We start from the raw sequence: 16,125 nt of genomic DNA, 5'->3' as shown, positions 1-16,125 counted from the left end.
GATACAGCGGAGAGCTTTTCCCCTTAGGCTTTAATTACTTAGGCTGCGATCGCCTGGGCCAGTGCTGCCACAGGTACGATGTGCGGCTAACCAGCCACAGCAGTAGCAGCGCAATAATCCCCCCTTGGTTGGGGGCATCAAAGGCCAGTACCGCCAGCACAATACATAGTCCATCGACGACAAAAAAGCTCCACAGGGGCGGTCTCAAGGGCCGAAAAAACAGGCCCACCTGCAACAGTTGAATCACTAACGCCAACAGCCCGCTAATTAACCCAACCAGGAGGTTGAGCCAGCTGTCGAGACCGAGCGTTCTGGCGATGCCGATGCCCGCTAACGCTCCCACCCCAGGGCTGAGTACCAGCTCTAAAATTTGAAAAAACCGTTGACTATAGCGATCCTTCGACAGCATCAACTCTGCTATCGACCAGGTTGCTAGCACGCCCAACACCAGCGCTGGCGGCAGTTGAGCCAGCAGCGGCACGTTTGCCCATAGCTGAGGACCAGACATCAGCCCAATTAGCAGCAGGGGCAAGGCCAGCCTCAGCCCCGTCGCCGCCGCGATCGACAAAATTGCTAGTAGCTCAGTAATAATCACGGCATTCCCTCCCTGCCGAGGCTGTTTTGGGGATTCTATTGGCTGAGGGCGGTGGATAGATAGTCGGCCGCTGCCTTGACCACAGCCACGGCATTTTCATAGACCATGCGAGTTGGTCCGAGCACACCCACACTGCCCACTGAGGTATCGTGACGGGTGTAGTTAGACACCACTAAGGCACAGCCTTGCATCGGCTCTAGAGGGTTTTCAGCGCCAATCCACACTTTGACATCGACGTCTTGAATCACCTGGGTAGCCAGGGGCGACGCCGCAAAGAACAACGGCCACAGCTGCGACTGATCTTCCTCTAGAAGGCGCACCACTGCTTGAATCCTTTGGGCATCGGAGAACTCGGGCTGGCGCAGCACCTCCGACAGGCCACTGACCACCAGTTGAGGGGTGGCTGGAGCCTGCGATCGCAGCGCCAAATCGCCCAATGCTTGGCACAGCATTGCCCCATAGTGCTCAAACTCAGCGTCTAGGTCACCCCAATTTAGGGTGGTCACATCGGCCAGGGGGCGGCCTCGCAGATGGTGGCTCAAAAAGTTGGACAAAATTTCTAACTCTCGCCGCCCTGGTTCTGAAGGAGTCGCAGCTGAACCCAGGATTGCGGGTAGCTGTACCACCACCGACTGGGTGGCCAAAGAGTCGAGCACCACCACCAACAGCACCTGCCCCCCCTCCACAGCAACTAGCTGAATATGGCGAATCAGCACCGCGCTAGCTTGGGGAACTGTCACTAGGGCCAGGTAACCGCTAATCTGGGCCAGTATCTGAGTAGCCTCCTTGAGCAACGACTCAAGGCTGCGCCCCATCCAATTCAGTTCTTCAGACAGAGCTGCGTCAACTCGGCGTCCAACTCGGGTCGAGGGCGACATGAGTCGATCTACGTAGAGTCGGTACCCCGAGTCGGATGGAACCCGCCCCGCCGAGGTGTGGGGTTGATAGAGCAGCCCATACTTCTCCAGCAGTCCCATGGTGTTGCGCACCGTAGCCGGGCTCACTTTCAGGTCGTACTCTTGGGCGAGCGCCCGTGACCCCACAGGTTCTGCTGTAGCAATGTAGTGACGAATGGTTGCCTGTAGCACCTGCTCATGGCGAACACTGAGGGGAAGGGCAGAGTCCATAGGGGGTTGGTACAAAACTCAACTACGGCTTTGCCTTACCATAACAGATGTGTTCTAGCCTGCGGTATCGACTCTAGGAGCGCTTATCCAAGATCCCTGAAGGATTTTTAGAGATCTTTGCTCTGGCTGAAGAATTCGCCCACTTTAAAGCTGGCCGTACTTTCTAGTTGAGCCATTGTCGAGCGCGTAATCAGCTTACCCTGTTCTACTAGTACCTCCCCGGTAATCGGGTGCAGTAGATCCTGATCAGCGCGGCGACCAATGAGCGCCTCAATGTCTTGCAGCGAGTTAACGTACATCCCTGGCGGTAGTTCAACTACAACCCCATTGCTCACCACCCGAGCCTGACAGGCCAACCGCGAGTTGGGTTTACAAGAGGTAATCACCTCTAGGGTGCGTTGCTCACGCCGGTTGACTGGGGTCAGAGCCTCCATGCCCGACTGTACATAGATATGACAGGTGGCGCACATGCCCCGTCCGCCGCACTCCTTGAGCACGTCTAAATCTTTGTTCAGCAATACCGACAGCAGATTGCCGTTGGTTTCAACAGAGGTTTCTTGGGCAATGGGCTCAAGGCGAACAGTTTTGGCCATAGGGCAGACAAAGATAAGGGGACAATAAAAACAAACGGATGACCTGTTCACCGAGGGCTGATCCAACCAGCCACCAAAGTGTTTTTCAGCCGTTCTGGCAGGGCGATTGGGCTCAGTCTGGTGGGCTATCCAACAACAGCTCTTGCTCCTGGGGAGTGAGCGCTTGGCTACTGACCAGGGCTTGAAAATTGCGGATAGTTCTACCGCCTCGCGCCAGAAAGGCCGTTACCCAATCCCTAATCCACTGGTGCTGTTCTGCCGTTAGTGGGGGCATTGGGCCTGAGACGGTAAAGCGACCGTCTTTTTGAAGTTCAAACTGTTCGAGCCAGGGGTGGGCTGGGCGTGACTGCTTCCAGGTATTGACAACGATGATTTTGCCCAAATATTGGGTAGCTCCATCGTTGAGGTGGTTGAGGGCCGCAATCACCTGATCGCAGCTTGGGCCTAGAGTACCCAAATTTGTGGCCGGTGGCTCAAGCTCAGAGGTCTCACGGGTATCTAGATTCGTCGTCTCTGTTGCGATAGAACTGCTGCTCATGGTGACACAGCCCGCCAGCAGCCGAAAGGTAGGTACGGCATTGTGGGGTGCTTCCATCAGCGTCGTCTTGAGCTGACCAATCACTGCCCCGTACTCGGTAAGCGGCATCTGGTCGGTAACCAGCACCAGCAAGATTAACCCCTCGTCAAGTTTATAGATATGGGCCAATTGGTTAGCAAAGCGGAAGCTAAAGGTGTCGAACTGGGCTGGTGTAGTCTCAACCACCTGCTGAATACCCTGGGCTAGAGCATCTTGCTGTTGCGTGTTCAGACTAATATCAGGCCCGAAGAAAAAGGGGCGATTGCGTCCATCAATCAGCGCTATCCCAGAGATGCCGGGTAAATTCAGAACATTCTGGATCACCTGCCGTTTCATAAATCCTTTAGGTACCGGGTTAAATTTTGGTGTTGCGTGCCCTGAAACAAGTAATGTAAGGATGGCAGACTTAATTCGACACTAGTTAAAGGCTATAGGTCTATCTGAGGTCGTTGGGACGACACTGGCCTTAGCGATGTCGAGAGGTTGGCCTGTATTACTATCATGGTTTGTTGGCATCCCAGGATTATCGTACGTTAGGGTTAATGCCCATGTCTGACCTTCCTTTTACCCTCGATCAACTGCGTATTCTCAAGGCCATTGCGGCAGAGGGCAGTTTTAAGCGAGCGGCAGACAGCCTGTATGTCTCTCAACCGGCTGTCAGCTTGCAGGTGCAAAACCTGGAGCGCCAGCTAGATGTGCCACTGTTTGACCGGGGTGGGCGGCGGGCACAGCTCACCGAAGCAGGGCACCTGCTGTTGAGTTATGGCGATCGCATCCTCAGTCTTTGCCAAGAAACCTGCCGCGCCATTGAAGACCTCCAGAATTTACAGGGGGGCACTCTTATCATAGGGGCCAGCCAGACCACAGGCACCTACTTGCTCCCCCGGATGATTGGTCTATTTCGGCAAAAGTATGCCGATGTGGCTGTGCAACTGCATGTGCACTCCACCCGCCGCACTGCTTGGAGTGTGGCCAATGGACAAGTTGACTTAGCAATTATTGGGGGCGAACTTCCTCCCGAACTACAGGACTCTTTGGAAAGAGTGCCCTACGCTGAGGATGAACTTGCACTAATTATGCCAATGTATCATCCCTTAGCTAGCCAGGGAGTGATACAGCGCGAAGACCTCTACAAACTGCACTTCATCGCGCTCGATTCACAATCCACCATTCGCAAGGTGATTGATCAGGTATTGACCCGCTGTGGCATCGAAACCCGCCGTCTTAAAATTGAGATGGAGCTAAATTCTATCGAAGCCATTAAAACCGCTGTACAGTCTGGCCTAGGGGTAGCTTTCGTATCGAACTCGGCGATTGAAAAAGAGCTGCAAATGGGCGTGTTACACCGGGCTAAGATTGACGCTGTCGTCGTCAACCGCACCCTATCGGTCATTTTCAATCCCAATCGCTACCGCTCTAAGGCTGCCGCAGCCTTTACTACCGAGATTTTGCCTCAGTTTACTAACCTGCCCCTCAACTTCAAACCAGTGGGTTCTGAGAAAAATGGGTCTGAAAAGAACGGTGCCAAGCCTGCTGCCCCTCCACCAGAACCCCTTAATCTCAGCCCTTAGTCAACTGCTTGCAAGGCCATTGCTCTAGGCCCCACGGATGGCGGACGGATCACCCGGAATAGCAATCAAGCCATCTTTGTAGGTGAGAATCAGCTTGCGCTGGCGCAGTTTGCCCATCAGACGCGTCACCGTTACCCGTGTAGAGCCAATGGCGCTGCCAATTTGCGCATGGGTAAGGCTCCACGGGAGGTAGTAGCCCGACTCACAGGGCTCGCCAAATTCTTCGATCAGCAGGGTGAGAAACCCAAGTAGGCGATCGATGGTGCGACGCTGCCCCAGGGTGCTCAGCCACAGTAGCTTGCGCTGGTGTTGGTAGCGAAAGGCATCGAGTACCTCACGCCGGAAATGAGGCCAGTTATCGAGATCGCTCCAGTACAGCCAGATGACGGTGGTTTGATCGACGTGGGCGAAGCTTTGCAGCATAAAGGGCGACTGAGCCACAATTTCAAAGGGCTGCCCAGCCCCTACAAACCCTAAAAAAGCCTCTTCGCTCAAGCCTAATGCTAGAGACGATAGCGCTTCTTCATCGCTGCCATCGTCTAGATCGGAGGCCGCTCCAGCACCTTGGGCAGAGCCCACTAGCCGCACAGCTCCCCGCTCTACCAAGTAGAGCAGTCCAGACCGGGTGGGAATACGCTCATCTTTATTAAACGTTCTAGTCCGATAGTGGGCGTGGGCCCAATCGGTAATGCGTTGCCAGGTCAAGAACGGTCGGGCGTTGTCGGGGTGAGAGGATGATTGCATAGCAACTGCTGGATTAGATAATAGAGACCGTGACCATAGGGTAAACGGGGCTTAATTCAATAACTTAGACCAGCGGCTCAACTCAGTGATTTTGATAACGTCCTACCGGCAGGCAGACTGTAAAGGTTACGTAAACTATCCAATACTAATACAGAGATCCCGTATTTTCCCGGAGTCTACCCTCGGGATCTGGAGACATTTATGGATCCATAGCCGTAATGAACTAATTGGCGGTGGTCTCAGGCCTTAACCAAATTTTGGCTTGGACTAATGCTTTGTATCTCTTGCTACAAAAGTCTTTTGTGAGCGATTGCCTCTTCCTCTGGCTTAAAAGCCTAAACTCCCATAAGAAAAACTGTTCATTCAAACCCTATTTTGGGGGTGACATTTCCCCAGACTGATCATATAGTTATGAATGTGTGAGGAGCGAACCAGAAGAGATGCCGAGACGAAACACGGCCAGTCGTCGGCATCTCTTTTGTTTTGTAGGTTTATGTCATCCTCCCCTAGTTTTTCTGAGCCGATCGCTTCGTAAGGGTCCAGCGACACGTATCAAAATAATTTGCTCTAGTTGATGGTTGAGGCCGGCTGTTGTCGGGTCGCTAACTCTCTTAAGATCTTGGCCACCACCTCTGGCTGCTCAACCATAGCTAGGTGACCACAGTGCTCTACTTCAATGACGGTGTGCTGCCCCTGACGGGATGCTTTGAGGTAGCCCGCCAGGTGATTGACGTAGCGCAGGTTCATCACCTGATCTTGACGACCGGCGATAAAGTACACCGGCTGGTCAAGGGAGGCAACCAGGCGCGGCAGTAAGTGCACTTCGGCTTCTGTCGTGGATTCTAGTAGGGTGCCGAGGGCAGCTTCGCCATCAGCATCGAGCAGATCGAGGCAGCGATCGCGCCCCCAGCAATAGTCCAGAGGCCGATACACCATCATCCGGGTCAGCAGCAGCGGCAGCAGCGTATGGCGCAACCAGGGCCGCCGCCAGCCAACGATATACTTCCCTGCCTGACGAAACTGCTGAAACTCTCGCTCGATGTAAATACCGCCGCCTGAATTGAGGCACACCACCCCCTGCACTAGATTTGGATAGCAGTGGGCCATCCATAGGGCTACACTGCCCCCCAAGGAATGCCCCACCAGCCACACTGGGCCCAGGTTAAGCTGATCGAGTAGCGCTGCCAGATCGCGGGCATAGGCCCCCAGGCCGTAGGGAGAGGCCGATGCCCCCCAGGCTTGGGCCGCCGCAGGAATCCCTGGGCTGTAGCGCTCGAGACCATAGCGCGACTCACCAAACCCTCGTAAGTCGTAGGCTAAGCACGGCTGGTTAGCACTCAGCCGATCAATGATCGGCTGCCAATACTTGTGGCTCAGCAGCCAGCCATGGATAAAAACCAGGGGAGGCAAGGCCGCAGTTAGGCCCTGATCTTCACCAGTCAGGTTGTAAAAGTGGGGTACGCCAAAGACTGTAGTCGTGGCCATAGGGCAATGGGCTCTTAGGCCGATCCTTGACCATCGTACCTTAGCTCATAAGCCGGTAGCGCATACCATCGGCAATTTTTTGGCCCAGATAATCAGGAATCAGGCTTTCGTTAGGGCCGAGCAAGTACAGAATAAGCCGAGTGCGCCCTCGCCAAACCAGCAAATTGGCATTGACCACCAGCAAATCCTCCTGCCAGATGGCGTACATCACCTTATAAAACAGCCCCGGTTGGTTGTCGGCCTCGATTAACAAAGCTGGGAGATGAAACACCGGGTCAACATAAAACTCAGTCTCGACCTTCTCTAAACCGGCATTGAGGTTAAACTCAACGGTTAACATCTCTTCTACTTCAAAATGCCCTGCCAGGGTTTCTTGAATGGCTCGACAGACATTCTCGGTCGTTTTGGGGCTAAGGGCTTTACCCCCCCGAGATACCACCAGCTTGATAAACACCAGCATTGGCGGATAAATCTGTCCGTAGAGGCTGAGGTTGTGAATGGTCAAGCCGTAAGCTGCCAAGACACCAAAAATATCGCTGAGCAAAAATGACTGATTGCGATAGACAAAATGCAGCGCACTTTTATTGCCGTCGGGCTTGATGTCGAGAACTGCCTTGCGTTGCTTGTAGAGCTGATAAGCCAAGCGCAAATTTTGCAGTTGAATCTCACTACTGACAAACTGCTCATAAAATTGAGGAAAAGCTCGGTTGAAGCGCTTCAGTAGCTCAACCGTCGAGGGGTTTAAGCCAGCGGCCATGGTGGGAAGGATGGAACTCCATGGAGGTAACGGTAGCATCTGCCGCCTTAGGAACACTTGAGAATCAAGAAGTATACCCTTGGTAAGAGTCTAAGCTGCGGTTGTCGATGGGGGAACACCCCCAATTAGGGAGAGTTCTCAACAGTAGCAGGCTCATGCTCTAGTCACTGTCTGAGCTGCCAGGGCTGCATCATAGGCGTTAGTAAAAATGCCTAGCCCTAGGCTAGGAGTCTGCCAAGCAAAAGGGACAGGTTAGTGGGTTCAAGGTGTCAGGTTCATGGCAGACCTGGAACCTAACACCTAACACCTGACACGTTTAGAGCCTGTCATCATCAGCTTGATCAAGACTAGATTAAGCAGCTCGTCGACTTCTGCCTCAATGTTGCCCATCTCCGCTATCCCGCTGCTCGGCTCCGCTATGGGGCTAAGGGCAGCCTAGATAGCTCTCCCAGCGTCCAGAAATCTCATGACGCTAGAGATATCAGTATTTTAAGGGGATATACTATGAGGAAACGGTATTCAGCCCAAAGTTTAGCTCTAGCCTGAGCCATTGTGCTGCGGTCTACAAGGGCGTTGACTTATGCTGATGAGCGTTGTCCCACTTCCTTAATCAGACAGGGCCTGCATGGGTTTTTGGAAAAGTCTTTTTGTCGGATCTGATGGCGCTTCGTCTGAAGAAGTCACGTCGGGAAGCACCGTCCTAGAGGCTCTACCGGAGCATGGGGAGGGGTCGACGATTGTGTTTAGTACCGATCGCGACCTCGACCTCTATGAGCTAGAAGAGCTGTGTAACGCTGTAGGCTGGGCCAGGCGACCGATTCGCAAGGTCAAAAAAGCCATTCAGCACAGCTACCTAGTAATTACCATGTGGGAGCAGCGCGGTACCCGACGCCGCCTGGTAGGGTTTTCTCGGGCCACCTCTGACCACGCCTTTAATGCCACCATTTGGGATGTGGTAGTGCATCCCGACTTTCAGGGGCGCGGGTTGGGCAAAGAACTGATGCGTCAGCTCATCAAAAAGCTGCGCAGCGAAGACATCAGCAATGTCACTCTATTCGCCGATCCCCAGGTGGTTGAGTTTTACAAAGGGTTAGGCTTCATGCCCGATCCGGAGGGAATTAAGGGAATGTTTTGGTACCCCGATTAGGGTGAATAGATTCGTTGGCAGATGTGCGTTACCCTAAGCTCGGCTGAGGGCTTTGGCCTGGTGAATCCAGAGGTTGACTTGGTCGGCGGTGGGGCAGAGATCATTGCGCTGTAGAGTGGCAACATGTAGCCGCCGCAGTTGGGTAAATAGCCTTTGGGCTGAACAGGCTGCTAACTGTGGCACCGATATGATGCCCGCGTGCAGCAGTAGTCCGTTAAATTGACAACCCACCGCAGGGACTCGGGCCAAGTCTGCCAAGATCACCCACTTAGTGACGTAACGCAGTGGCACCTGGAGTTTTTTGGCCAGGGTCTGACGATGCTCTACGGTAATGCCGTAGCGTCGCAGCTGGTCGGTACTGGTGAGGCCTAGTTGGGCTAGGCCCTGGGCGTGGGTCTGGCTAAGACCGGGCAATTGATCGAGAGGATGGGCTGGAGTTGCCATAGATAAATGGTTTAAGTCGTGGGGGTTGTCATGGAGCGGGGAAAGACTGTGCCGGTTCGGCGATAAAGCAAGCTATACTGATTACGGTTGATTGTCTACGGGATGTAGCGCAGCTTGGTAGCGCGCCTGCTTTGGGAGCAGGATGTCGCAGGTTCAAATCCTGTCATCCCGATTTTGAGTATAGGCCTTTTGTCTGGGCTGGTAATCAGACTGGCACAGCGGTCTGTGCAGAAGGTTATTTATTTGTAGTATTTATAGTCATTGACCAGTAGTTTGCGCGATCCTGCCCGCCGTCATTTAACGACACAGTAACCCTATGCGACAGTTCTTTTCTTCTGTTTTGCGGCCCCTGCCCTTGATGACAGCCCTGATCAGCGGCAGTTTGCTAGGGGGTGGTTTGGTGATGCCCCTGCCCGCTGAGGCCTTGGGCGAAGAGGCGATCGTCGATAAGCTCGAGCAAGTACCCGTTTTTATCATTTTGAACTCCGACGGCCAGCCCCTTACCGCCGCTGCCGAGGTGAATAACCAGGAACTTAAAGTGCCTGTTGTCTTTATTGATGGAGAAGCGGCTGAAGAATTCTTAAACCGCGCACGGCAAGAAGATCCGAGTGCTGAGGTGGCTCTAGTAGACCTGGGCACCCTCTACCAAGAAACGGTGCTCAATGACGAGGCTCAGGTGCCGCTGCTCTATCTCCCCATTGGTGGCGAGCTAGAGGCTGCTCTACAGCTTGAGTCTGATTTTCAGGGTGTGCCGTTGTTCATCGCTCGTCAGGGTGCTGATGGTCCTTACCTGACCATTAACCAAAATGGTGAAGCCTCGCTGCCCATGTTCTTTTCGCGTAACGATTTGCAGACCCTGCTAAATCGCTATCGAGAGACCAATGCAGAAGCCGCCAATGAGATTGTGGTGCAGGTGCTTTCTCTAGAGTGGTTGCTGACGGCTATGGCTAATAGCACTGACCCGGCTCTCGATGCTCAGCTCAATCAGGTACGACTGTTTCCATCAACTGAGGTGTTGAACTATATCCGATCGCAGCAGCCTGGCAATTAGCGTCTTTGACCCAGGGTAGCCGTTATAGCCATCGCTATAACCAGGCCTCTATTGGGTTGCTTGCCGTTGCCCTCGCTCTCTTTTTAGGGAGCGGGGGCAATGGGTATTGTGATATTCCTTACGGCGATCGCAGAGGTAGCTCCTAGCCCTGGTATCAGCCCAGAGCCTAGGTTTGTAGGGGCAGCACACCCTGGAGAATGCCCGCCCCTACCGTTAGCCCTTAACCCAACAGTGCCGTAGCTCGGGCCACAAAGTTATCTGCCGTCAGGCCGTTTAACGCCATGATTTGTCCGGCGCTGGCGGTGGTTTCGCCCCGCTTCCAGGCGAAGGTGTCGCGGGGGGCCGTGCTGCGCAGCATAATCGGTTCGAGCATGGCGCTGGAGCCGCCCGTTACCCCGATCAGCGCGTCGCCGCTAAACAGGCGCTCAAACCCGGCATCGTCCAGGAAGCTGCCGTCGGGCTCGGAGCACAGATCCCAGGCGACATCGGTGGGGCGATAGAGCTGGCGAGGGTTGACCACCGACACAATGCGACTGCCAATGCCGGCGTTGGCTAGCTGCTCTGCGGCCTCAAATACCGGCATGAGGGTCATGTCGCCAATGACAGCAAAGACAACGGTTTGATTCCCTTGGATCGTGGCCAGCTCTACAGCACCGTCGGCGATCGCCCGGCGGGTTTGCTCAACGGTGGTGCGTACCGGCAGCGGCGACTTGCTGGCGGTGATGGTGACGCCTTTGTTACGGGTGGTCAGAGCCCAGTCGTAGCAAGCCTGAATGCTGTTGGCATCGGTGGGGAAGAGGGCGTAGACGTTGCCGTTGCGCAGCATGCCCGCGAAGTAGTTTTCGATCTCCGGGCGCTGGTGGGTCCAGCCGTTGCGGCCTTGCTCCAGGGCCCCCGCCGTAAATAGGCAAACGGTGGAGGGGGTGGCGCGGCGCAGTTCGGCCATGGCCTGGGTGACGGTCTGCCAGATAGGCAGGCCATTGATCGCAAAGGACTCGTAGGAACACCACAGGGTGCGGGCACCAAACAGAGCCTGGGCGGCGGCGAGACCGGCGCAGGCGTCTTCGCTGAGGGGCTCGTACACCTGGCCCTGGGGCTGCTGGAAGTAGGTGGCGTCGGCGGTGGGATGGATGATCTTCAGCGCCTGGTTGATGTTGTTGATGCCGGAGGCGGCGTTGCCGTCGGCGTTGGTAACTATAAAGGCGGGATCTTTTTGGCCCACGTAGCCCACCAGGACACCCATGGCGGTGGTAGCCACCTGTTTGTCGCCGCCCACGGGAAACTCATTCAGCGGCAGGGTGCCCAGGTCTGCCAGGGGCAGCTCGCTCTCGGTGACGGCCACCTTGGCGGCGGGGCCACCCCCGGCCCGCTCGTAGTTGGCGCGCACCAAGGCCCAGGCCTCGGGGTGCAGGGCGCGGGTGGTCAGGGCGCTGACAATGTAGTCGCGGGTCAGGGAGTCGCCCGGATAGAGGTTGTGGGACTGGGCACCGCGCTTGTGAACCCCCGCCCCCTTGAGCTGTTTGACGATCAGCACTGTTAGGGTGCCGCCCAGGGCCAGCTTGGCGGCCTTGTCGGTGGCCTCTAGCACCGCCTGGGTAAAGGCGAAGCGCTGGGGGAACGAGAACGCAGTGCTATCGACGTAGTCGCCGGGCTGGTTGGCATCATCAAAGTCCTTGGCATCCACCAGCACCACTTCTTGGAAGCCGTTGCCGCGCCAGTAGTCGATCATCGACTGGTTGCTCTTGGTGGAGACCATGCTGTGGTGCTCCTGGCTATAGCCGTTCCACACCAGGATGGGCAGGAAGTTGGTGACGGTGGGGTAGGCGGTGGTGAAGTGGCCGAAGCTGCTCATGATGTAGGGTTCGCCCAGGCCGCCGTCGCCGATGGTGACGGGGAACAGCACGCCGGGGTGCAGCTTGGCCCCGGCCATGGCAAAGTGCTGGCCCTGACCTAGGGGCCCAGCGGGGGACAGCAGCCCCGGCATCTGGCCCGACAGGTGGCCCAGCAGGCCGTGGGTTTCGCGGAAGCGATCGCACAGTTCCTGCACCGTGGCGATCCCCATCGCCTCCAGGGAACCGTCCATGAATACGTTGCTGTAGAAGCCGGGGGCGTGGTGGCCGACTTCGGTGACGATATTTTTGTGGCCCAGCATGACCAAGGAGGCGATCGCATCGGCGATGCTGGCAAAGCCGCCGGGGTGGCCCGATTCTTTGCTGGCGGTCACCTGCAAGGTGAGGTAGCGCAGGGCGTCGGCGGCCAGCAGGGTTTGATAGACGGCAACCGGGTCACTGGGAGATGAAATGGCGGTTTGCTCGGGGGCGATCGCCGCCGCCTGACCATAGGCAGCAAACTCGGGCAGCAGTTCGCCAAAATGCTGAATGCCTTCACAAAATGCTGGAATCGATTGCGTGCTGGCCACCGTCATACTCAAACCCTCTAACTAACGTGAAAAAACCGTCACCAGCCCCTGCGCCGCCAGCCCTGGCACCTGGCCTGCTGTATACAATTGCAAGGGCTGTTAACCATCCTACACAGCCGTGGGGGTCTCGGAACGCGGCACACCATTGCAACTGATTATGCTAGCTATGTCTAGTTCTCTTTGGCGGGTGGGTCGGGGCGGTTGATAATGTCGTTAATAACGTTATCGACGGCCACCGTAAGACTGTAGGGAATCGGCGTGCTGCCCTGGGAGACCACCACCACTTCGTAGTAGCCCGACTGGGGTAGCTCGCCGGCCCAGGTGTTTTGCTCAGCATCGGCCAAAATGTGGGGTAGTTCGTCGGTGGGCACGGGCACGTAGATCGACAGCCGGGTGCTGCCGGGCGGCGCTTGGAGGTTGAGCCGCAGCAGCTGCTCGGCGCTGAGGTTGAGAATATAGATCTGACCGTGGCCGGGGTTGAGGTTGCCCTGGCGCTGTTGGCTAAAGGACCCTGGCTCAAAGGTGATTTCGGTCAAGTTGTCGCCACTTTCCATGGCGTTGACCTGGTCTTGGGCCAGGGCGAACCAGATTTGATCGATCGGGGTTTCGACAAAGCCGTTGTTTGCTGCTCGCCCCGGAAACAGCTGGCCAAAGCGGGCGTCGGCTAGATCGGAGAGGGCTTTGGTGCTGACGTAAAGGGCATTGACCTGGCGCTGCCAGCGATCGCTATCGGTGGGGTTATAGCGCCCCAGCCGACTGCGGGCCTCGGTGCTGAGGTTGGCCTCTAGCAAATCTAGATTGCTGGCGGCGATCGCATCCCACTCAGCCCGCAGGGCTTCATCTTGGGGCTGGTCGGTGAGCTGGGTGCCCTGGCGGTCTGGGTTCTGCTCGTAGAAGAGCTGGTCATTGAGGCGGGTGAGATAGCTCCAGTCAACGCTGAGTGCGGTTGCGCGATCGCGTAGAGCCTGTTTGCGCTCGCGCTCAGCTTCACTGAGGTTAGGGTTCGTTGCATTGCTGGCATCCGGCGATACCGCCTCGCTACCATCACCAGCAACCTGGCCAATGGGGTCGAGCCACCACCACAGCCCTCCGGCCACTCCCACTACCACTAGCAACCCTACCAGGGCCGGCCAGCACCCCGCTGACGACTTTTTCACGGGCACCGCTCGCGGTGGCGGGGCCACCGTTGCCGTTGGGTCGTAGGCCATGGGTGGCGGCATTGATGGTAGATAGGGTGCCGGGGGAGCGACTGCTACCGTCGGCACTGGCCGCGGTGGCGGGATGGCGGGCTGCATGCGCACCGGCATCGGTTGAGCCCAGGCTTTTGAGAGGGGGTCGGGGTGGGCCAGATTGAGCGCCGCCAAGGCCTGCCCAGCAGACGGGTAGCGATCGCCCGGATCGTGGGATACCATGCGCGTCAGCACCTGGGTGAGCGTAGCCGATAGATCGATCTGCTCAGTCCAAAGCCAGCGATCGCGGCGATTGTCGTATAGATCCTCAGGGTCTTTGCCGGTCAGCAAGACCAGGGCCGTCATGCCCAGGGCGTAGAGATCGGTGGCGGGGGTGACCTGACCTGACTCAAGTTGCTCTTCGGGGATATAGCCCACGGTCCCTAGACGAGTAACCGTGCCATCGGCGGCCTGATAGGGCTGAGCCACCCCCAGCTGATGGCGCACATTCACCGCCAACTGTTTGACTCCGCCAAAGTCGATCAGCATGGGGCGGCCATCGGCGTTGCGCTGAATTAGGTTGGCGGGAGAAATATCGCGGTGCACAATGCCAATGCTGTGCAGGTATTGCAGCAGCGGCAACATTTGCATCAAAAACTGGACCACCTCGGCTTCACTAAAGCTCTCCCCGTGGGCGCGGCGGCGGCTTAGTAGCTCCCGGTAGGTGGGGCCTTCGACATAGTCTTGCACTAAAAACAGGCGCGTTTCATCGCGCAGCAGTTGGCGAAACCGGGGCACCTGAGGATGGTTAATTTGGTACAAAATGCCGGCCTCGCGCTCAAACAGAGTTTGGGCTTTGTCGAGGGCTAGCTTGCCGGGCACCTGGGGGTTAAATTCTTTGAGTACGCACAGCTCTTGAAACCGATGGGTGTCTTCGGCCAGGTACGTGTCGCCAAAGCTGCCCCGGCTCAGCTGCCGCAGCACCCGGTAGCGCCCCCCGAGCAACCATTCTCCCTGTCCTGTTTCAGCCATAGGCCTGTACTGCGGCGACCCTCTATGTAGTGTAAGTTCGCGGTATCTGTCACAGATTAGCGTAAAGCAGCCCTGTTTCTGTGATTGGCGCAGAGAAGTCCCTGGAGCTGTAGAGAACAACGGCTTTGGCACACAAGCGTTTGACTAAAGCCAGTGGCTTTCGATAGTTCTAGGTGGCTCCCACTACAAAATCGTCCTCATCTTGTCAGGCCAGAATCAAAAAGGCCAAGACCCTTAGAGGGGCCTTGGCCAGTAGCGCAACGGTGTCTTTTAAAGACGTCTTTAGAGACACCGTTGCAGCAAATGAGCCCTGCGCCTTAGCCCCAAGAGGAAAAGCACAGGGAAAGACTTTTAGAACCCTTGGCGAGAGATAAACTTCTCAATGTCGGCCTGGGTTTGGTGCAGCAGGTTGTGGCGGCTGTCGCCAGTGTTACCTAGGGAGGGCACCAAGTTACGGGCCTGGAGTGCCATGTGCAGTTGCAGATGAGCGACATACTCAGAGAAGTCTTCGCGGGTTTCGGTCAGGGCTGGAGCAATCTTTTCTGACAGGGCCACGGGTAAAACCTCGTTAGTGTTCAACATCGGTGAGACATGCAACGATATCGAAGTTAACACAGGCTCTGCGGTGCTTGCGGGCTGTGCAAAGAAGCTTAACGGTGCGTAACATCTGACACAATCTTTTGCATCTGCATCATCGCATCGCAGGCGCGCTTGGCTACAGCCGGGTCGGAATGGGCGATCGCTGTAGTCAAGACGATCGGCGCAATCTGCCAGGATAGGCCCCATTGTCTTGCACCAGCCGCAGGCGCGCTTGGCTGCCGTTTTCGACTCATCGCGATGGAGTGGGGTTGCCGATCGCCGGTGACGACGGTAAGGAATAGGTGGCCTGTGGGGTTTGGGTGCGGCGATCGCGCACGTATGAAGAATATTTTTGCGCTTTGGGCAGATGGCTGAGCAAGAAAACGATTGGGGTCGTTGGGTTATGCTAGCGCTTCACCCAACCTATAAGCTCAGCAGAGATTACAATTGGGAGTTCCGCTCATTGCCTATAGCTTGAAAGGACAGTAGAATCTACTTGAAGCCTGTAATGGTTTCCCTTTTTAACACTATAAGCAGTTAATAAAAATAGGAATTTTCAACATGGCTTTAGATCAACTCGAGGCATTTTTAAAGAAGATGAAGTCTGAGCCTGCACTTAAAAGTGAGGTTCTATCAGCATCAACTGCAGATGATGTTGCGCGAATCGCACTAAAACTTGGCTTTGAGTTTTCAGGTGATGAGTTACTGAGAATGTCAGGAAAGAACTTTGGCGGAGTTACTGTTATAAAAAACGTTCTTCCTGGGGAATATAACTAAATTCTTTCTAGGATTTTCGGGTTTCCTTCGTCAACCTAATCTAAAAGAGAGCTGCGAT

16 protein-coding genes and 1 tRNA gene are annotated in these 16,125 nt (G+C 55.8%); 5 read left to right on the top strand and 12 right to left on the bottom strand.

Features of this window, described 5'->3' with window-relative positions:
- Positions 1-34: 34 nt before the first annotated feature.
- The 4 genes from RRF56_RS12565 to RRF56_RS12550 form a co-directional block, all read right to left on the bottom strand.
- The gene (locus RRF56_RS12565) at positions 35-595 is read right to left on the bottom strand and encodes a DUF4126 domain-containing protein (protein WP_317037986.1); all 561 of its coding nucleotides are present in this window, start codon (positions 593-595) and stop codon (positions 35-37) included.
- Positions 596-630: 35 nt separating this feature from the next.
- Positions 631-1,722 carry a heat-inducible transcriptional repressor HrcA gene (hrcA, locus tag RRF56_RS12560; protein WP_317037985.1) on the bottom strand — a complete coding sequence of 364 codons (1,092 nt, stop codon included), beginning with the start codon at positions 1,720-1,722 and terminating at the stop codon, positions 631-633.
- A 107-nt stretch (positions 1,723-1,829) separates the two neighbouring features.
- The gene (locus tag RRF56_RS12555; protein ID WP_317037984.1) at positions 1,830-2,315 is read right to left on the bottom strand and encodes a 2Fe-2S iron-sulfur cluster-binding protein; all 486 of its coding nucleotides are present in this window, start codon (positions 2,313-2,315) and stop codon (positions 1,830-1,832) included.
- 112 nt (positions 2,316-2,427) lie between these two features.
- Positions 2,428-3,216, bottom strand: a complete 789-nt coding sequence (locus RRF56_RS12550; protein ID WP_317037983.1) for a hypothetical protein — start codon at positions 3,214-3,216, stop codon at positions 2,428-2,430.
- A 224-nt stretch (positions 3,217-3,440) separates the two neighbouring features.
- Between RRF56_RS12550 and RRF56_RS12545 the strand changes: the two genes are divergently transcribed.
- The gene (locus RRF56_RS12545; RefSeq protein ID WP_317037982.1) at positions 3,441-4,463 is read left to right on the top strand and encodes a LysR family transcriptional regulator; all 1,023 of its coding nucleotides are present in this window, start codon (positions 3,441-3,443) and stop codon (positions 4,461-4,463) included.
- Between the two features lie 24 nt (positions 4,464-4,487).
- Here the strand turns inward: RRF56_RS12545 and RRF56_RS12540 are convergent, their stop codons facing one another.
- The 3 genes from RRF56_RS12540 to RRF56_RS12530 form a co-directional block, all read right to left on the bottom strand.
- A complete protein-coding gene (locus RRF56_RS12540; RefSeq protein WP_317037981.1) occupies positions 4,488-5,207 on the bottom strand; it encodes a Crp/Fnr family transcriptional regulator in 720 nt (239 codons plus the stop codon).
- A 567-nt stretch (positions 5,208-5,774) separates the two neighbouring features.
- Entirely contained in the window at positions 5,775-6,692 is a 918-nt protein-coding gene (locus RRF56_RS12535) for an alpha/beta hydrolase (RefSeq protein WP_317037980.1), read from the bottom strand.
- Positions 6,693-6,732: 40 nt separating this feature from the next.
- Positions 6,733-7,449: a hypothetical protein gene (locus RRF56_RS12530; RefSeq protein WP_317037979.1), complete on the bottom strand. Its 717-nt coding sequence runs from the start codon at positions 7,447-7,449 to the stop codon at positions 6,733-6,735.
- A 625-nt stretch (positions 7,450-8,074) separates the two neighbouring features.
- Between RRF56_RS12530 and RRF56_RS12525 the strand changes: the two genes are divergently transcribed.
- Positions 8,075-8,596 carry a GNAT family N-acetyltransferase gene (locus RRF56_RS12525; RefSeq protein WP_317037978.1) on the top strand — a complete coding sequence of 174 codons (522 nt, stop codon included), beginning with the start codon at positions 8,075-8,077 and terminating at the stop codon, positions 8,594-8,596.
- A 33-nt stretch (positions 8,597-8,629) separates the two neighbouring features.
- Here RRF56_RS12525 and RRF56_RS12520 read toward each other — a convergent pair whose 3' ends face one another.
- The gene (locus tag RRF56_RS12520; RefSeq protein ID WP_317037977.1) at positions 8,630-9,040 is read right to left on the bottom strand and encodes a DUF4332 domain-containing protein; all 411 of its coding nucleotides are present in this window, start codon (positions 9,038-9,040) and stop codon (positions 8,630-8,632) included.
- Positions 9,041-9,138: 98 nt separating this feature from the next.
- On the opposite strand from RRF56_RS12520, the gene RRF56_RS12515 reads away from it, so the two are divergent.
- Together RRF56_RS12515 and RRF56_RS12510 are read left to right on the top strand one after the other, a co-directional pair.
- Positions 9,139-9,212, top strand: a tRNA-Pro gene (locus RRF56_RS12515).
- A 144-nt stretch (positions 9,213-9,356) separates the two neighbouring features.
- Positions 9,357-10,091, top strand: coding sequence for a Tic22 family protein (locus RRF56_RS12510; RefSeq protein ID WP_317037976.1), 735 nt, complete (start codon positions 9,357-9,359; stop codon positions 10,089-10,091).
- A 220-nt stretch (positions 10,092-10,311) separates the two neighbouring features.
- Here RRF56_RS12510 and RRF56_RS12505 read toward each other — a convergent pair whose 3' ends face one another.
- The 4 genes from RRF56_RS12505 to RRF56_RS12490 form a co-directional block, all read right to left on the bottom strand.
- Positions 10,312-12,516: a phosphoketolase gene (locus RRF56_RS12505; protein ID WP_317037975.1), complete on the bottom strand. Its 2,205-nt coding sequence runs from the start codon at positions 12,514-12,516 to the stop codon at positions 10,312-10,314.
- A 164-nt stretch (positions 12,517-12,680) separates the two neighbouring features.
- Positions 12,681-14,711: a protein kinase domain-containing protein gene (locus RRF56_RS12500; protein ID WP_317037974.1), complete on the bottom strand. Its 2,031-nt coding sequence runs from the start codon at positions 14,709-14,711 to the stop codon at positions 12,681-12,683.
- Between the two features lie 351 nt (positions 14,712-15,062).
- A complete protein-coding gene (locus RRF56_RS12495; RefSeq protein ID WP_410510600.1) occupies positions 15,063-15,290 on the bottom strand; it encodes a hypothetical protein in 228 nt (75 codons plus the stop codon).
- A gap of 71 nt (positions 15,291-15,361) precedes the next feature.
- Positions 15,362-15,544 (bottom strand): hypothetical protein, encoded by a 183-nt coding sequence (locus RRF56_RS12490; protein WP_317037972.1) that lies wholly within the window; start codon positions 15,542-15,544, stop codon positions 15,362-15,364.
- A gap of 307 nt (positions 15,545-15,851) precedes the next feature.
- Here RRF56_RS12490 and RRF56_RS12485 point away from each other — a divergent pair, with 307 nt between their 5' ends.
- Complete coding sequence (locus tag RRF56_RS12485; RefSeq protein ID WP_317037971.1) at positions 15,852-16,067, top strand: Nif11-like leader peptide family natural product precursor; 216 nt, start codon at positions 15,852-15,854, stop codon at positions 16,065-16,067.
- Positions 16,068-16,125: the final 58 nt, after the last annotated feature.

The sequence above is a fragment of the Nodosilinea sp. E11 genome, from assembly GCF_032813545.1.
GTDB lineage: Bacteria > Cyanobacteriota > Cyanobacteriia > Phormidesmidales > Phormidesmidaceae > Nodosilinea.
The sequence above is the reverse complement of the archived record's forward strand: the minus strand, read 5'-3'. Positions and strand labels throughout refer to the sequence as shown.